The 15,790-nt window shown below is 68.1% G+C and carries 15 protein-coding genes and 1 pseudogene; 6 read left to right on the top strand and 10 right to left on the bottom strand.

Translation table 11 applies throughout. The features are described 5' to 3' along the window. Positions 1-27 precede the first annotated feature (27 nt). The 3 genes from lgt to IB230_RS12450 are packed head-to-tail and all read left to right on the top strand — an operon-like array spanning position 28 to position 2,236. Positions 28-915, top strand: a complete 888-nt coding sequence (gene lgt, locus IB230_RS12460; RefSeq protein ID WP_192272635.1) for a prolipoprotein diacylglyceryl transferase — start codon at positions 28-30, stop codon at positions 913-915. Between the two features lie 22 nt (positions 916-937). Next, a complete protein-coding gene (locus IB230_RS12455) occupies positions 938-1,732 on the top strand; it encodes a thymidylate synthase (RefSeq protein WP_192272633.1) in 795 nt (264 codons plus the stop codon). 6 nt (positions 1,733-1,738) lie between these two features. Further along, positions 1,739-2,236: a dihydrofolate reductase gene (locus tag IB230_RS12450; protein WP_192272631.1), complete on the top strand. Its 498-nt coding sequence runs from the start codon at positions 1,739-1,741 to the stop codon at positions 2,234-2,236. Here IB230_RS12450 and IB230_RS12445 read toward each other — a convergent pair. The 10 genes and pseudogenes from IB230_RS12445 to IB230_RS12400 form a co-directional block, all read right to left on the bottom strand. Beyond that, positions 2,233-2,889: a DUF1287 domain-containing protein gene (locus IB230_RS12445; RefSeq protein WP_192272629.1), complete on the bottom strand. Its 657-nt coding sequence runs from the start codon at positions 2,887-2,889 to the stop codon at positions 2,233-2,235. The two genes, IB230_RS12450 and IB230_RS12445, sit on opposite strands and share 4 nt — an antisense overlap. Positions 2,890-2,891: 2 nt before the next feature. After that, positions 2,892-3,746 (bottom strand): symmetrical bis(5'-nucleosyl)-tetraphosphatase, encoded by an 855-nt coding sequence (locus IB230_RS12440; RefSeq protein ID WP_192272627.1) that lies wholly within the window; start codon positions 3,744-3,746, stop codon positions 2,892-2,894. A 12-nt stretch (positions 3,747-3,758) separates the two neighbouring features. Continuing rightward, entirely contained in the window at positions 3,759-4,139 is a 381-nt protein-coding gene (gene apaG / locus IB230_RS12435; RefSeq protein WP_192272625.1) for a Co2+/Mg2+ efflux protein ApaG, read from the bottom strand. Positions 4,140-4,197: 58 nt separating this feature from the next. Continuing rightward, a complete protein-coding gene (gene rsmA, locus IB230_RS12430; RefSeq protein WP_192272623.1) occupies positions 4,198-4,986 on the bottom strand; it encodes a 16S rRNA (adenine(1518)-N(6)/adenine(1519)-N(6))-dimethyltransferase RsmA in 789 nt (262 codons plus the stop codon). Between the two features lie 46 nt (positions 4,987-5,032). Continuing rightward, entirely contained in the window at positions 5,033-6,007 is a 975-nt protein-coding gene (gene pdxA, locus IB230_RS12425) for a 4-hydroxythreonine-4-phosphate dehydrogenase PdxA (RefSeq protein WP_192272621.1), read from the bottom strand. A gap of 19 nt (positions 6,008-6,026) precedes the next feature. Continuing rightward, positions 6,027-7,337, bottom strand: a pseudogene (locus IB230_RS12420) (peptidylprolyl isomerase); the annotation flags it as partial. Continuing rightward, a complete protein-coding gene (gene lptD / locus IB230_RS12415; RefSeq protein WP_192272617.1) occupies positions 7,334-9,799 on the bottom strand; it encodes an LPS assembly protein LptD in 2,466 nt (821 codons plus the stop codon). The pseudogene IB230_RS12420 and the gene lptD, both read right to left, overlap by 4 nt. Before the next feature lie 125 nt (positions 9,800-9,924). After that, positions 9,925-10,833 (bottom strand): histone deacetylase family protein, encoded by a 909-nt coding sequence (locus tag IB230_RS12410; RefSeq protein WP_192272609.1) that lies wholly within the window; start codon positions 10,831-10,833, stop codon positions 9,925-9,927. Positions 10,834-10,947: 114 nt separating this feature from the next. Beyond that, the gene (locus IB230_RS12405; RefSeq protein WP_192272607.1) at positions 10,948-11,505 is read right to left on the bottom strand and encodes a cob(I)yrinic acid a,c-diamide adenosyltransferase; all 558 of its coding nucleotides are present in this window, start codon (positions 11,503-11,505) and stop codon (positions 10,948-10,950) included. A gap of 8 nt (positions 11,506-11,513) precedes the next feature. After that, positions 11,514-12,116 (bottom strand): hypothetical protein, encoded by a 603-nt coding sequence (locus IB230_RS12400; RefSeq protein WP_192272606.1) that lies wholly within the window; start codon positions 12,114-12,116, stop codon positions 11,514-11,516. A gap of 98 nt (positions 12,117-12,214) precedes the next feature. Between IB230_RS12400 and ubiH the strand changes: the two genes are divergently transcribed. The 3 genes from ubiH to IB230_RS12385 are packed head-to-tail and all read left to right on the top strand — an operon-like array spanning position 12,215 to position 15,786. Beyond that, positions 12,215-13,423: a 2-octaprenyl-6-methoxyphenyl hydroxylase gene (ubiH, locus tag IB230_RS12395; RefSeq protein WP_192272604.1), complete on the top strand. Its 1,209-nt coding sequence runs from the start codon at positions 12,215-12,217 to the stop codon at positions 13,421-13,423. Beyond that, on the top strand, positions 13,420-14,607 hold the full coding sequence (locus IB230_RS12390) for a UbiH/UbiF family hydroxylase (RefSeq protein ID WP_192272602.1): 1,188 nt from the start codon (positions 13,420-13,422) through the stop codon (positions 14,605-14,607). The genes ubiH and IB230_RS12390 overlap by 4 nt, the downstream gene beginning before the upstream one ends. 54 nt (positions 14,608-14,661) lie before the next feature. Beyond that, complete coding sequence (locus IB230_RS12385) at positions 14,662-15,786, top strand: Gfo/Idh/MocA family oxidoreductase (protein ID WP_192272600.1); 1,125 nt, start codon at positions 14,662-14,664, stop codon at positions 15,784-15,786. The last annotated feature ends 4 nt before the right edge of the window (positions 15,787-15,790 follow it).

Here is a 15,790-nt window from a genome sequence, read left to right as displayed (position 1 = left end):
CCATCTCCACCGGCCACGCCGAGGCGCATGATCTACCTCCACCAGATCGATCCGATCATCTTCTCGCTGGGTCCGGTCAAGCTTCACTGGTACGGCCTGATGTACCTGCTCGCGTTCATCACGGCCTGGTGGCTGGGGCGCCTGCGGGCGTCGCAAGGCCGACTGCCTGGCGTCAACGCGGACGCGTTCTCCGATCTGTTGTTCTACGCCATGCTCGGCGTGGTGCTGGGCGGACGCATCGGCTACGTGTTGTTCTACGGCTTCGGCACCTTCCTCGACAATCCGCTGTCGATCTTCAAGGTGTGGGAAGGCGGCATGAGTTTCCACGGCGGCCTGATCGGCGTGATGGCGGCGGCGCTGTGGTGGTCGCGCAAGCACCGGCTGCATTTCTTCGACACGATGGATTTCGTGGCGCCTCTGGTGCCGCCCGGGCTGGGCTTCGGCCGCCTCGGCAATTTCATCGGTGCGGAGCTGTGGGGCAAGCCGACAGAAGCGGGCTGGGGCGTGATTTTCCCGACCGATCCGGCGCTGCGTACGCTGGATGCCGCCCAGTTGCAGGCGCAGTACGCTGCTGGCGCGCTCGACCCGTTCGCCCGCCATCCCTCGCAGCTCTACCAGGCCTTCCTCGAAGGACTGGTGATGTTCGTCGTGCTTTGGCTGGTATCGCGCAAGCCGCGTCCGCGCTATCTCGTCTCCGGCCTGTTCGCATTGATGTACGGCGTCTTCCGCTTCCTGGTGGAGTTCGTGCGTGTGCCGGACGAAGGCCACTATGTCGCGTGGGACTGGTTGACCAAGGGCCAGATCCTCAGCCTGCCGCTGGTGCTGCTGGGCCTGTACCTGCTGTGGCTGTCGCGTCGTGCGCCGACGCTGCAGCCTGTCGTGCCTGCGCCGGCCGCCGGCAAGGAAACCGCATGAACACCCCCGCCGGAGCCAAGGCATGAAGCAGTATCTCGACCTGTTGCGCCACGTGCTTGAGCAGGGCGCCGAGAAGTCCGACCGCACCGGCACCGGCACGCGCAGCGTGTTCGGTTGGCAGATGCGCTTCGACCTCAACGAAGGCTTCCCGCTGGTCACCACCAAGAAGCTGCACCTGCGCTCGATCATCCATGAACTGCTTTGGTTCCTGAAGGGCGAGACCAACATCGCCTACCTCAAGGACAACAAGGTCAGCATCTGGGACGAGTGGGCCGACGAGCATGGCGAACTGGGGCCGGTGTACGGCAAACAGTGGCGCAGCTGGGAAGGCGCGGATGGAAAGACCATCGACCAGATGCAGTGGCTGGTGGACGAGATCAAGCGCAACCCCGACTCGCGCCGTCTGGTGATCAGTGCGTGGAACGTGGCCGAGCTGCCGAAGATGGCGTTGATGCCGTGCCATTCGCTGTTCCAGTTCTACGTGGTGGACGGCAAGCTCAGCTGCCAGCTGTACCAGCGCAGCGGCGACATCTTCCTGGGCGTGCCGTTCAACATCGCCAGCTACGCGCTGCTGACGCACATGGTGGCGCAGGCGACGGGCCTCGGCGTGGGCGACTTCGTACATACGCTCGGCGACGCGCACCTGTATTCGAACCATTACGAACAGGCGCGCGAGCAGCTGTCGCGCACGCCGCGCGCGCTGCCGAAGCTGCACCTCAATCCTGACGTGACCGACCTGTTCGGCTTCACCTTCGACGACATCGAGATCCATGGTTACGACCCGCTTCCGGCGATCAAGGCGCCGGTGGCGGTCTGAGCCGCGATGCGGATCTCGCTGGTCGTCGCGCTGGACCGTCACCGCGCCATCGGTCGCGACAATGATCTTCCCTGGCGCCTGCCCGACGACCTGAAGCGCTTCAAGGCGCTGACGCTCGGCAAGCCGGTGCTCATGGGGCGCAAAACGGCCGAGTCGCTCGGCCGTGCGCTTCCCGGACGACTCAACCTGGTGCTGACCCGCCGCGGTCGCGTGCCGTTCGAGGGTATGCAGGCGGTGATGTCGGTCGATGAGGCGATCGGTATCGCAGCCGGACAGGAGGCGGAAGAGCTGTGCGTGATCGGCGGTGGCGAGGTGTATGCGCAGACGCTGGAGCGCGCCGACGTGCTACATGTGACCGAGGTCGACACGATCGTCGACGGTGCCCATGCGTTCTTCCCGGTGTTCGATCCTGCGGATTGGCGCGAGGTCGCCCGAGAATCCCATGGTGTCGATGCGAAGCACGCACTGGCGTTCGACTTCGTGGAGTACCATCGCGCGCGCTAGCCGCGCGACAGCGCCGCCGGCGGACGATAGTGGCCGATGATCGCGTGCTGGAACAGCAGATGGTCTTCCTGCGTGCCCGCATTGATGTTGTGCAGGATCAGCGGCGTGCCATCACGACTGCGCCGGTCCGACACGATGCCGATATGCAGCAGGCCGCTGCCCGTGAGCTTCCAGGCGACGATGTCGCCGGGCGAGAAATCGTCCGCCGAACTGCCAATGGCCTGCTGCCATCCCTGTCGTTCGAACCAGTGCATCTGGTTGGGAACGCGTCGATGATCGATGTTGCGATCTGGACGGACCAGTCCCCACAGATTCGGGTATCCATCGAAGTGAATACGCATGTCGTCGTGGATCGCCTGCTGCAGGTCCAGCCCCTGTGTGCGTAACGCGCGTATGACCACGTCCGTACAGACGCCGCGATCGGACGGCACATCGCCGCCGGGGTACGAGAGGCTGAAGTAGGTCGGGTCGTACACGCGGACCACGCCGATCTGCGCACGTGCCGCGGCGACAAGCGGGGGCGAGATGGCGGGAGGCGCATCCGGCGCGGCGGCGGCTGGCGGCGCGGTGTCGACGGCGACCGGCGTCTCATCGCGGCAGGCCGTGAGCGCCAGCAGGATCAGGCACAGCGTCGATAGCCGCGCCCGTCGCATGCTCAGTCCTTCGGCAGTTCGCCCTTGGGCGGTGGCGGGACGTCGCGACCGGGCACCTGCACGAGGCGGACATCATCCGTATCCAGCTGCAACGCGGTGAGCTTGCCGCCCCACACGGCGCCGGTATCGATCGCATGCACACCATGCCCGATCATCAGGCCCAGTGTGGACCAGTGGCCGCAGACGATCTTCAGATCGCGCTCGGCACGGCCTGGCACTTCGTACCAGGGATACAGGCCCTGCGCCTGGCGGCCGGGTGCGCCCTTTTCCTCGATCGCCATACGGCCACGCGGCGTGCAGTAGCGCATGCGGGTGAGCACGTTGATGATGGCGCGCGAACGGTCGTGGCCCGACAGGTGCGGCGCCCAGTTGGGCTTGTCGCCGTACATGTTGCGGAACAGCTTGCGATAGGCGTTGCCGTGCAGCTGCTGTTCGACTTCGCGCGCATGCTTTTCGGCCAGTGCGGTGGTCCATTTCGGCGCCAGGCCGGCATGCACCATCATCCAGCCCAGCTCACGGTCCACGTGTACCAGCTTCTGCATGCGCAGCCAGTCCAGCAGCACGCGTGCGTCGTCCGCGAGCACCACGCGCTGCAGGTCGGGATTGACCTTGCGCTGTTCGTCCGGCGAGCGTTCGCCGATGGCCAGCAGCGACAGGTCGTGGTTGCCCAGCACCGTGGTGCTGTGCTCGCGCAGCGAATACACCAGCCGCAGCGTTTCCAGCGACTGGCCGCCGCGGTTGACCAGGTCGCCGCAGAACCAGAGACGGTCCTGCGCGGGATCGAAGCGGATCTTCTCGAGCAGCCGCTGTGTGGCGTCGTAGCAGCCCTGCAGGTCGCCGATGGCCCAGACACTCATCGCGCCGCGGCCTCAGTGCAGCGTCCGCGGGACGGACAGGGTGAAGGTGGCGATGGGAGCGTCGAAGCGGGTGCCGTCGTCGGCGAGCATGTCGTAGCGTCCCTGCATGGTGCCCAGCGAGGTCTCGAGGATGGCGCCGGACGTATAGCGGAAATCCTCGCCCGGCCTCAGCCAGGGTTGCTCGCCTACCACGCCCTCGCCATCCACGGTTTCCACCTTGCCGTTCGCATCAGTGATGACCCAGTGACGGCGCAGCAACTGCGCGGGCACACGGCCGCGGTTGTGGATGCGGATGGTGTACGCGAACACGTAACGCCCGTCCTCGGGCGTGGACTGATCGTCCAGGAAGCGCGTCGCGACATCGACGTCGATGGCGTAGTCGGGGGAATCCATGCGGGAAGTGTATGCAAAGGCGTGTAAAAGCGGAAACGACGCCGTGGTGGAGCGTGGGTCAGCCTTCCGCCGGCAGGTTGGCAAGACGGACGAAGCCCTCGACCTCGATCTGTTCGGCGCGCGCATCGGGACGCAGGCCGGCGGCTTCGATCTGGTCGGTCGAGCACGTGCCGCCCAGAGCATTGCGCAGGGTCTTGCGGCGCTGGCCGAACGCCGCACGCACCACGTCCCCGAAGCGCCGGTGGTCCGCGATGCCGACGGCGGACGCATCGCGCGGTACCAGTCGCGCCACCGCCGAGTCGACTTTCGGTGGCGGACGGAAGGCGCCCGGCGGCACGACGAACAGCGAATCCACGCGACAGTAGGCTTGCAACATCACGCTGAGGCGGCCATAGACCTTGCTGCCGGGTTCGGCGGCCATGCGGTCCACGACTTCCTTTTGCAGCATGAAGACCATGTCGTGGATCGACGCGGCGTGTTCGATCGCATGGAACAGGATCGGCGACGACAGGTTGTACGGCAGGTTGCCCACCAGGCGCAGCTTGTCGTCGCCGGCGAGCTTGCCGAAGTCCACGTCCAGCACGTTCTTGTGGATGATCGTCAGCCGGCCGACGCCTTCGGACGCCTCCATCAGCGGCGTGATCAGGTCGCGGTCGAACTCGATGGCGGTCAGCTCGCCATGTTTCCGCAGCAGCGGAAAGGTGATCGCGCCCTGGCCAGGTCCGATCTCCACCAGCCGGTCGCCGGGCTGCGGGTTCACTGCCATCACGATCTTGTCGATGTAGCTGCGGTCGGTCAGGAAGTGCTGGCCGAGGGACTTCTTGGGGGGAGCCTTGAAATGCGACATGCGGGAATTATGCGGGAATGCCGCTGCTCCCGTCGGCCGCAAGGTGTCAGCCTTGGCGCCGTGCCGCCATGCGTGCACAGGTGGTGACGGCTGCCAGCAGGCTGGACGGGTCGGCGACCCCCTTGCCGGCCAGGTCGAGCGCGGTGCCGTGGTCGACCGCCACGCGTGGATACGGCAGGCCCAGCGTCAGGTTCACGGCCTGCTCGAAGCCGCTGTACTTGAGCACCGGCAGACCCTGGTCGTGGTACATCGCGACCACCGCGTCGAAGCCGCCCAGCTTCTGCGGCAGGAACGCGGTATCGGCGGGCAGCGGACCTTCCAGGCGCATGCCGTCCGCGCGCAACGCGTGCAGCAGCGGTTCGATGACCTCGATCTCCTCGTGCCCCAGATGCCCGGCTTCGCCCGCATGCGGATTGAGGCCGAGTACGGCGATGACGGGATCGGCGATGCCGAAGTCGCTGCGCAGCGCGGTATGCGTGATGCGCAGGACCTGCTCCAGCGCCGCGGATGTGATCGCATCGGGGACAGCGCGCAAGGGCAGGTGGGTCGTCGCCAGCGCGACGCGCACGATGTCGTTCGCCAGCATCATCACCACCGGCCGACTGGCATGGTCGGCGAGCAGTTCGGTGGTGCCGCTGTAGGCGATGCCGCCCGCATTGATGGCTGCCTTGTGCACCGGGCCCGTCACAAGGCCGTCCAGCCGACCCTGAAGACAGGCATCCGCCGCGTGCGTCAGCGCATCGATGACGGCCCGTGCATTCCCGGGTTCGGTCTTGCCGAACGTAGTGGCCACCGCGTTCGGAACAGGCCGCAGGCGGAGGTCGCCAGGCTGGGTGGCGACATCGTGTTCTGCAAGCAGGCGGAGCGGGAGGCCCAGCACGTCCGCCGCGGCGCCCAGGGTGGCGGCGTCACCGAAAGCGAGCAGGGTGCAGTCCTGGCGGAGCACCTGCGCCAACCGCACGCAGAGCTCCGGTCCAATGCCGCCAGGCTCGCCCGGGACCAGCGCCAGCCGGGGCGTCATGTCAGCCGCCCGGCGTGGTCTCGGCGCGGTCGCCGGTGCGGAAGCTCACGTAGGCTTCGCCACGCAGCTCCTGCAGGTAGCGGTTGTACTCGTCTTCCGCCTTGCGGCGGCCGATGGTGTCGCGTACCTGGGCACGGCGGTTCTGGTCGGTCACGTCGGTCTGGCGGGCACCAACGCGCTGGACGATGTGCCAGCCAGCGTCCGTGCGGAATGGTGCGCTCACCTGGCCATCCTGCAGGCCGGTCACTTCCCTGCCGAATGCCGGACCGAACGCATCGGCCGGGAACCAGCCCAGGTCGCCACCGTCATCGCGGCTGTTCGCATCCTCGGTGGATTCCTTGGCCACGGCGACGAAATCTGCACCGCCGGCGATGCGGGCGCGCAGCGTGTCGATCTTGGCCTTTGCGGCCGCGGCATCCTGGGTCGGGGTGATGCGAACCAGGATGTGGCGTGCGTTGTACTCCTCGACGGAACGCTTCTCGGCCTGCGCGGCGTCGCGCGTCTCCACCAGCTTCAGCAGCTGGAAGCCGCTGGGGCCGCGCAGGGGACCGACGACCTGGCCCGGGCTCATGCCCTTCAGCATCTCGACGAAGGCGGTCGGGATTTCATCCACGCTGCGCCAGCCCAGGTCGCCGCCTTCCAGCGCGTTGGGGCTGTCGGAATAGCGCACCGCGGCGGCGGCGAATTCGATTTCGCCCTTGTCGACCAGCGCCTTGACGCCGTCGATCTTGCCCTGGCCCGTACTGATCTGTTCGGCGCTGGCGCCGTCGGGCAGCGCAACCAGGATGTGGGCCAAGCGGTACTGCGTACCGCTGGCGGCCTGGGCGGCCAGCGCGGCATCGACTTCGCCCTCGCTGACGTTCACGCGGGTCTGCGCGAAGCCCTGCTTGAGGCGCTGGATGGTGATTTCGTCGCGCAGCGAATTGCGGAACTCCGGGAACGACATGCCATCGGCTTCCAGCCGCTGACGCAGACCGTCCGGGGTGGTGCCGTTCTGCTGGGCAACGGCGTTGACCGCGTTGTTGAGGTCGGCGTCATTGACGCGTACGCCGGTCTCCGCTGCACGCGCGACCTGCAGCTTGACCAGCACCAGGCGCTCGAGTACCTGGCGTTCCAGCACCGCGCGCGGCGGCAGCTGGCCCGGCTGGTTGGCGTACTGGGTCAGCACGTTCTGCACGGCGCGGTCGAGCTCGCTCTGCAGCACCACGTCTTCGTTGACGACCGCCGCGATACGGTCCAGCGGCTGGAGGGTCTGCGCCAGGACGGGCGCGGCAGCCGTCGACAGGGTCAGCAGGCCGGCGATAAAGAGGCGGGAAAACGGCTTGGTCATGGCATCGGATCCGGAGCGTAGGAGGTGTCGTCCGGACGCGGCGCGATATTGCTCGGTGGGACGAGATAGAGGTCGTCTCGGTAGTAACCGAGGATAGCACGGCGCAGCGTACGGTCCGTGTCCTGGCCCGCCGAGCCCAGGCCCTTCAGGACGAACTCGACCTGGAAGCCCGTGTTCATGTCGCCTTCGCGATTGCGAACGTACCTGCGCACCAGCGCGCGGACGGCGAGGCAGCAACTGTCCCACTGGACGCCGGCGACGCCTTCCAGCAGGCCGGGCTCCTGACGTGTCGACGCATCGCGGTAGAAGGAGTGGTAGTAACGGCCGACGACACTCCATGCGGGCGTGACCGGGTACAGGAACGAGAAGTCGGCCTGCTCCAGCAGGTCGCGGCGACGGCGGTAGGTGATGTTGACCACCCCGTCGTCCGGCAGCAGGTAACGCGCGCGCACACTGGCCAGGTCCTCGCGCCGGAACTTCGGGTCCCACTGGTAGGAGGCGCCGATGGTCCAGCGGTCGGTCGGGGCGTAATTGGCGTCGACCACCCACGCCGACTTTCCCTGCTCCAGAGGGGTTTCGCCGGGCAGCACCACGCGGCTGTCGTCGAAGTAGCGGATCTGGCCGATGCTCGCCGACAGGCGCTCGAAGCCATCCTTCTGGCGCAGGAGACGGGTGGTCAGCGCCAGCGTCAGCTGGTTGGCATCGGTCTGGCGGTCCGGGCCGGTATAGCGGTTGTCGCGGAACAGCTGGCCGTAGCTGAAGTTGAACGGGCGCGTGTCGAAGATCGGCAGGCCGTCCTGTTCGCGATACGGCGCGTTGAGATAGAACAGCCGCGGTTCCAGCGTCTGCAGGAAGCGGTCGCCCTTGATCTCGGTCTCGCGGTCGAAATACACGCCGGCATCCAGCGAGCCGATCGGCAGGCTGCGGCTGGGGGAGCGGTCATAGAACTCGGCGATCATCGCCGGCGTCACCTGGGCGGCGGGTACGCCGTAGGCCGCACGTGCCTGACGGACGGCGGTCTCCTGCGCGAGATCGGCTTCAAGCCGGTACTCGGTGTGCCGGTACGCCAGCGTCGGCGTGATGTACCAGGCTGCGCCCTGGATCGGAAAGGAAATCGTCGGTTTGATGTCGAGGCGGCTGCCGCCGGCCTTTTCATCGTGCTGGAACCTTACCGCTTCCGCATGGCCGCCCACGTTGATCCAGCGACTGAGCGGCTGGCTCCAGTTGAGGTAGACACGCGGCAGGCGGTCGTAGGGGAGCGAACGCTCGCTGCTGAGATAGTCGGACAGCTGCCAATGGTCGGCCATCAGGCCGGCGGTCCAGAACTCGCCAGCGCCATACACGCCCGCGGTACTCGTCACGGACGAAAACGACTGTCCGTAAAGAGAGTTGCCGAAGTCTTCCTGATAGCGCGCATCGCTGAGCCAGGTCAGGTTGGCGCGCGCCTGCCAGTTCCGGTTGAAACGGTGGGAGCCGACGTACGACAGGAATCCACGCCCATCGTCCGGATCGGGATTGTTCTGGTTGTCCGGGTCGTAGGTGGACTCGCTCATCCGGTCCCGGACCAGGTCGTCCTTGTTCATCCAGCTGCCCTGGATTTCGCCGCGGCCCTTCTCGTAGAGGTAGCGGAACTCGGCGCCCAGCTGGAAGCCGCGCTCGGTCATGATGCGGGGCTCGAGCGTGGCGTCGTAGTTCGGCGCCAGGTTCAGGTAGATGGGCTGCTTCCAGTCGAAGCCGTTGCGCCCCGACAGGCCGATCGCCGGGTACAGCAGGCCGGTGTGGCGCTGGTCGTCGATCGGGAACTTCAGGTAGGGCACGTACAGCACCGGCACCTTGCCGAGGCGGATCGTCGCGCCGCGCGCCACGCCCCAGCCATCATCGGTGTTGATGTCGATGCGCCGCGAGCGGAGTTCCCAACGGCGGTCTTCGGGATCGCACGTGGAATAGGTCGAATGCAGCAGGCTGCCTTCCGGCCCCTTCATGTCGATGCGGTCGGCGCCGCCATTGCCCCGGCGGGAGACGAGCTGGTAGCGGACGTTGTCGATCTGGTGGGTATCGGCCTCCTGGTTGCCGCGCGCCGTGTCGGCGATCAGGCGGATGCCGGTGTCCTGGTAACGGATGTGCCCGTCGGCGACGTAGGTGTCCTTCTCCTGGTCGTACTTCAGGTTGTCGGCACCAAGGAACTGGTCGCCACGGCTCAGGGCCACGTTCCCCTGGTACTCCAGATTGGTCTCCGTTCCCCCGAGGCTGTCGCCCTCGATGGAGGTGGCCTGTTCGGCACGCTGGTCGCGGGTTGCCTGCGGGCTGCCCGCAGCGGAAGGCTGTGGCGCGCCGCCAAAGGCCGGGATCACATCCTGGATCGGGCAGAGCGCCCAGCTTTCAGGCTTCTCATCGTCCGCCAGTGCGGGCAGGCACAGGGCGATGCTGAAGGGCAACGGGAGCAGGCGGAGGGCGGTGCGCACGCGGTGCTGGGCTCGCTGTCGGACGAAAAACGGTCGTTAGCTTGCCGCATCCCATGCATGCGGGCAATGAAGGCCTCCGGGCGATGACGGGCAGGGTTCAGCGACCGGCCCGTGGGCCTTCCGGGTCAGCGAAGCTCGTCCACGTGGACCTTCGCGCAATCGCGCAGAGCCTCCAGGTCGTACCCCCCTTCGAGCATCGAAACGACCCGGCCACCGGCATGGCGTCGCGCCACGTCGCGCAGTTTCCGCGTCAGCCAGCCGAAGTCCTCGGTCTCCAGCATCAGGTCGGCGAGCGGGTCGCGCATGTGGGCGTCGAAGCCGGCGGAGATCAGCAGCAGCTGCGGCTTGAAGTCCTCCAGGGCGGGCAGCAGTTCGTCGGCCCACGTGTTCTGGAAGCGGAAGCCGCCGCTGCCCGGCGGCAGCAGGGCATTGAACATGTTGCCGACGCCGCGCTCGTACGGGGCGCCGCTATGCGGGTAGATACCGGATTCGTGGCTGCTGAAATAGGCCACGCGCGGGTCGTTGTAGAAGATGGCCTGGGTGCCGTTGCCGTGGTGGACGTCGAAATCGATCACCGCCACCCGTTCCAGCCCGTGCTTGTCGCAGGCATACGCCGCGGCCACGGCGATGTTGTTGAACAGGCAGAAACCCATCGCCGCCGTGCCGGTCGCATGGTGGCCCGGCGGGCGAACGGCGCAGAACACCGTCCGGTCGTCGCCGTTCATCACGGCATCCACCGCCGCCACGCCCGCGCCGGCCGCCCGCAGCGCTGCCGCGCGCGAGGCCGGGCAGATGACCGTGTCCGGATCGAGCATGCGGTAGCCGGCGATGTCGGCCTCCAGCACGTCGCGCACCAGGGTCTCGTCGTGTACGCGCCGCAGGTCGCCCAGTTTCACGATCGGCGCTTCGCGCCAGTCGGCGTCGGCGTGATGTTCGCGCAGGGCCTCGAGCACGACTTCCAGTCGTGCAGGACGCTCCGGGTGCTCGGGACCCGGATCGTGCAACAGGCAGGCAGGGTGGGTGTAGATGATCAAGGTGCCGGCGTTGCCCCGTCAGGGCGGGAACCGCCTCTCCCGATGGATGTCGGGGACCATTCTATGCGCGGTGCCGGCCGCGCCGTCATCCGACCTTGGGGGAAGACCGCGCGGTCAGGAATGCCGCCGCTCGTGCTTCCACAGCACTTCGCCCTGCCCGTCGGCGCGGGCGAGCACACGGGCCAGCACGAACAGCAGGTCGGACAACCGGTTGAGGTAGCGGATCGCTTCCGGCCGCACGGCGTCGTGGCGGGCCAGGGTGACGGTCTCGCGCTCGGCACGGCGCACAATGGTGCGGGCCAGATGGCAGCGCGACGCCGCTTCGCCGCCGGCCGGCAGGATGAAGTCCTTCAGCGGCGGCAGGTCGTCGTTGTAGTGGTCCAGCTGCCGTTCCAGCGCATCGACATCGTCGCCGGTGATCGCCGCATGGCCGGGGATGCACAGCTCGCCCCCCAGATCGAACAGTTGGTGCTGCACCGTGGTCAGCAGGGTGCGGATGTCGTCCTGCACGCTGGGCACCGCCAGCAGCACGCCGATGGCCGAATTGGCCTCGTCCACCGTGCCGTAGGCTGTGACGCGCGCGGAGTCCTTGCCCACGCGCGTGCCATCGCCCAATCCCGTACTGCCGTCGTCGCCGGTGCGGGTGTAGATCTTCGAAAGGCGGTTGCCCATCGGTCGGATCAGTCGGCGGTGCGGCCGTGCGGCTTGGCGAGGCGCACGACCTGCTCGACCAGCACGTGCACGATGACCGCCAGGCCCACATAGATCGCGGCCACGCGCAGGTAGGGCACGTACCAGTCGCTGAAGTTCTTCCACCAGCCCGCGACGGTGGGTTCGCTGACCACCGGGCTCAGCCAGTAGAAGCTGCCCTGGCTCAGCAGGTGGCACACGGTGACCGAGGCCAGCAGGCTGCCCACCAGCAGGGCCAGAGTGCGGCCGTGGTTGGCGGACTGGTAGCGGCGGACCAGCGAACCGCCCACCCACATCGCGCCGTAGGCCGGCAGCAGGAACCAGTACGCCGGCGACACGCAGTAGTGCGTCCAGAAGTTGATGCCCTGGCCGCTGATCACGATGTAGTCCACGACCACCGCGGCGGCCATGAACAGCGGGAACGCCCAGCGCGACCACGTGCGCAGGTAGTAGCCGCCGATGAAGAACGCGGCCCAGCTGGCATCGGGCAACGGGCCGATGTGGCCGAACGTGGTGGGCAGGTGCAGACGGGTCAGGACCAGCAGGGCGGCGACCAGCGTCAGCACGACGACGCGTTGGGAAGTGGTGTTCATCGGCACGGTTCCGGAGACTCAGCCCCGCATTCTACCGGAGCCTGCGTGCCGGATGCCGACGGACGGGAGGGCCGTAGGCGGGGCGCTATGATGAACGCATGAAAGAACGGCATGACGTGGTGATCGTGGGCGGGGGGCTGGTGGGTGCCAGCCTGGCCATCGCCCTGGACCGGCAGGGACTGGACGTGGGGCTGGTGGAAGCCAGTCCGGCGGGGCAGATGCCCGCCGTGTTCGACCAGCGCAACCTCAGCTTCGCCGCCGCGACGGTCAATGCACTGACCGCGCTGGGCGTGATGCAGCAATTGCGCACGCCGACCGGGCCGATCCGACGCATCCATGTCAGCCGCCAGGGCGATTTCGGCCGGGTGCGGCTCGATGCCGGCGACTACGGCCGCGCAATGTTCGGGCAGGTGGTGGTGGCGCGCGACTTCGGCGAGGCGCTGGAGGCAGGGCTGGACAGCCTGAAGCGGCTCACGCGCTATCGGCCGGCGCGCTTTGTCGGGTTCGGAGAGGAAGAAGCGGGGTACCGCGCGCTGCGGATCGCCGATGCCGATGGCGAACGTACGCTGCATGCCCGCCTTGTCGTTGCGGCCGACGGCACCCGCAGTGCCGTGCGCGAGGCGCTCGGCATCGGCGTGGACGAACACGATTACGGCCAGACCCTGTTCGTGGCGCGCGTGCGCGCCACGCAGGCGCCCGATGGCACGGCCTACGAACGCCTCTGCGATACCGGCCCGACAGCACTGTTGCCGCGCGGGGACCGCCATTGGGGCGTTATCCACGGCGTAGCCCGTGATGAAGCCGACGCCGTCGCCGCACTGGACGAAGCGGCCTGGCTGGCACGGCTGCAGCATGCCGTGGGCTGGCGCATCGGCCGCCTGACCGGCAGCGGCGACCGTAGCGCGTATCCGATCATCCGTGTCGTCGCGCAACGACTGGTCGCCGACCGCGCCGTGGTGCTGGGCAACGCGGCGCAGACGATCCACCCGATCGGTGCACAGGGTTTCAACCTCGGCCTGCGCGATGCGCTGACCTTGGCCGAGGAGATCGCCCGCCACGACGATCCGGGTGATGCGGCCAGCCTGGCGGCCTACGCCACGCGCCGGCAGGAAGACCGCGAGCGCACGTTGGCCTTTTCCGACGGCCTGGCGCGACTGACCGCCAACCCGTCGCCGTTGCTGAAGCCGCTGCGCAGCCTGGGCCTGGTGGCGGTGGATGCGCAGCCGTCGTTGCAATCGTTCCTGGTGGGCGGTGCGATGGGCTTCCGTGGCGATGTGCCGGCGCTGTGCCGCGGGGAGGCCGCATGAAGCGGCGTGGACAGATCGATGTCGCCGTCGTCGGTGGCGGCGTGGTGGGTGCCGCCTGCGCGCTGGTGCTGGCGCGCGAGGGACTGGACGTCGCGCTGGTCGAGGGGCGCGAGCCTTTGTCCTGGTCACCGGCGCAACCGGACCTGCGTGTCTATGCGTTCGCGCCGGACAACGCGGCGCTGCTCGACGAAGCAGGTGCGTGGAGCGCCGTGCGCGATGCGCGTGCGCAGCCCTATCGGCGCATGCGGGTATGGGATGCCGGCGGTGGCGACGAACTGCGCTTCGATGCCGATGCGCTGGGCCGCACGCAGCTGGGCTGGATCGTCGAGAACGCACTGCTGGTCGACCGGCTGTGGGCCGCGTTGCCGGCGGCCGGCGTGCAGGTCCGCTGCCCGGCACGCGTGGAGGCGATGGAGCAGGACGACACCGGCGTGACGCTCCGGTTGGACGACGGATCGCGGCTCGATGCGCGGCTGGCGGTGGCGGCCGATGGCGCTGATTCCACCTTGCGCCGTCTCGCCGGCCTGGAGGTCGCGGCGCATGACTATGCGCAGCGCGGCGTGGTCGCGTTCGTGCGCACCGGCATGCCGCACGAGGACACCGCCTGGCAGCGCTTCCTGCCGACCGGGCCACTGGCCTTCCTGCCGTTCGCGGACGGGCTCAGCTCGATCGTCTGGACCCTGCCGGACGACGAGGCGCAGCGCGTGCTGACGCTGGACGATGCCGCGTTCGGCCGGGAACTGACGCTGGCAATGGGCGGCAAGCTCGGCCAGGTGGACGCGGCATCGCCGCGCGCCGCTTTCCCGCTGAAGCGGCAACTGGCGAAGGACTACGTGGCCGGCCGCATCGTCGTCGCCGGCGATGCGGCGCATGTCGTGCATCCGCTGGCGGGGCAGGGCGTCAACCTCGGCCTGCGTGACGTGGCCGCATTGCGCGATGGCATCCGTGCCGCGCAGGGCCGTCGTGTCGACTGGGCCGCAACGCATCGGATCGAGCGCTGGGCGCGCCAGCGTCGCAGCGAGAACGCGACCGCCGCCTACGCCTTCGAGGGCATCAACCGCCTGTTCTCCAACGACGAGATGCACCTGACCCTGTTGCGCGGTCCGCTGCTGGGCCTGGCCGGCAAGCTGCCGCCGCTGGTGGATTTCTTCTGGCGGCACGCCGCGGGCCAGCGCGCGCGCTGAAACGCTGCGCCCGCTGATACGGTAGCCTCGTGGTTCCCACCCGAGGCATCCGCGATGGCCGTCGAACACGCGTCCCCCGATCGTCTACGCCGGCGCCTGCTTGCTGCCCTGGGTGCCGCGGGCGTGGCTGGCATGCTGCCGAACGCACGCGCCCGGGGGCGGCGCCCCATCGGCGTCGCCCTGGTGGGACTGGGCTACTACAGCCGCGATCTGCTCGCGCCCGCCCTGCAGATGACGCAGTACTGCCGGCTGGCGGGCATCGTCACCGGTACGCCGGCCAAGGCGGAGACGTGGCAGCGTCGCTACGGTATTCCTGACCGCAATATCTACGACTACGCGGGCTTCGACCGTATCGCCGACAACCCCGACATCGACGTGGTCTACGTCGTGCTGCCCAACCACCTGCACAAGCCGTTCACCCTGCGCGCCGCCGCGGCCGGCAAGCACGTGTGGTGCGAGAAGCCGATGGCGATGGATGCGGCCGAGGCGCGCGCGATGATCGACGCCTGCCGGACGCACCGCGTGCAACTGGCGATCGGCTACCGCATGCAGCACGAACCGAACACGCAGGCGGTGATGGACCTGGCGGCGTCGCGGCCGTTCGGGCGCCTGCAGCGCATCCGCGCCGAGGCGGGGTTCCATGGGTTCGACGGCGCCAGCGGCGACAACTGGCGGCTGGATGCTGCGCGGGGCGGCGGTGCGATGTACGACATGGGCGTCTACGCGCTGAATGCGGCGCGCTACACCGCCGGCGCCGAACCCGTCGCGGTGACGGCGACGCCGTCCGTGCAGCGGCCTGACATCTTCCAGGGTGTCGACGAAACGATGCGCTTCCGTCTCGAATTCCCCCATGGCGTGACGGCGGATTGCGCCACCAGTTTCGGCGAAAACATGAACCGGCTGCGTGCGGACTGCGCGGGTGGCTGGTACGAACTGTCGCCGTTCCAGGCCTACGAAGGCGTGCGGGGCGAAGCCAGCGACGGTCGCCGCTTCGATGCGGTGATCGGCGCGACGCCCGCGCAGCAGGCGCGGCAGATGGATGCCGATGCGTTGGCCATCATCGAGGGCCGATCGCCGCGCGTACCCGGAGAAGAGGGCTGGCGCGACATGCTGGCCCTGGACGCGATCTTTGCCTCCGCGCGCGCCGGCGGGACGCGCGTTGAGATCGCCGCGGCTTGATCCC

It is taken from the genome of Pseudoxanthomonas sp. PXM01 (genome assembly GCF_014851815.1).
GTDB lineage: Bacteria > Pseudomonadota > Gammaproteobacteria > Xanthomonadales > Xanthomonadaceae > Pseudoxanthomonas_A.
Note: the sequence above shows the minus strand (reverse complement) of the source record. Positions and strands in the feature narration are given on the sequence as shown.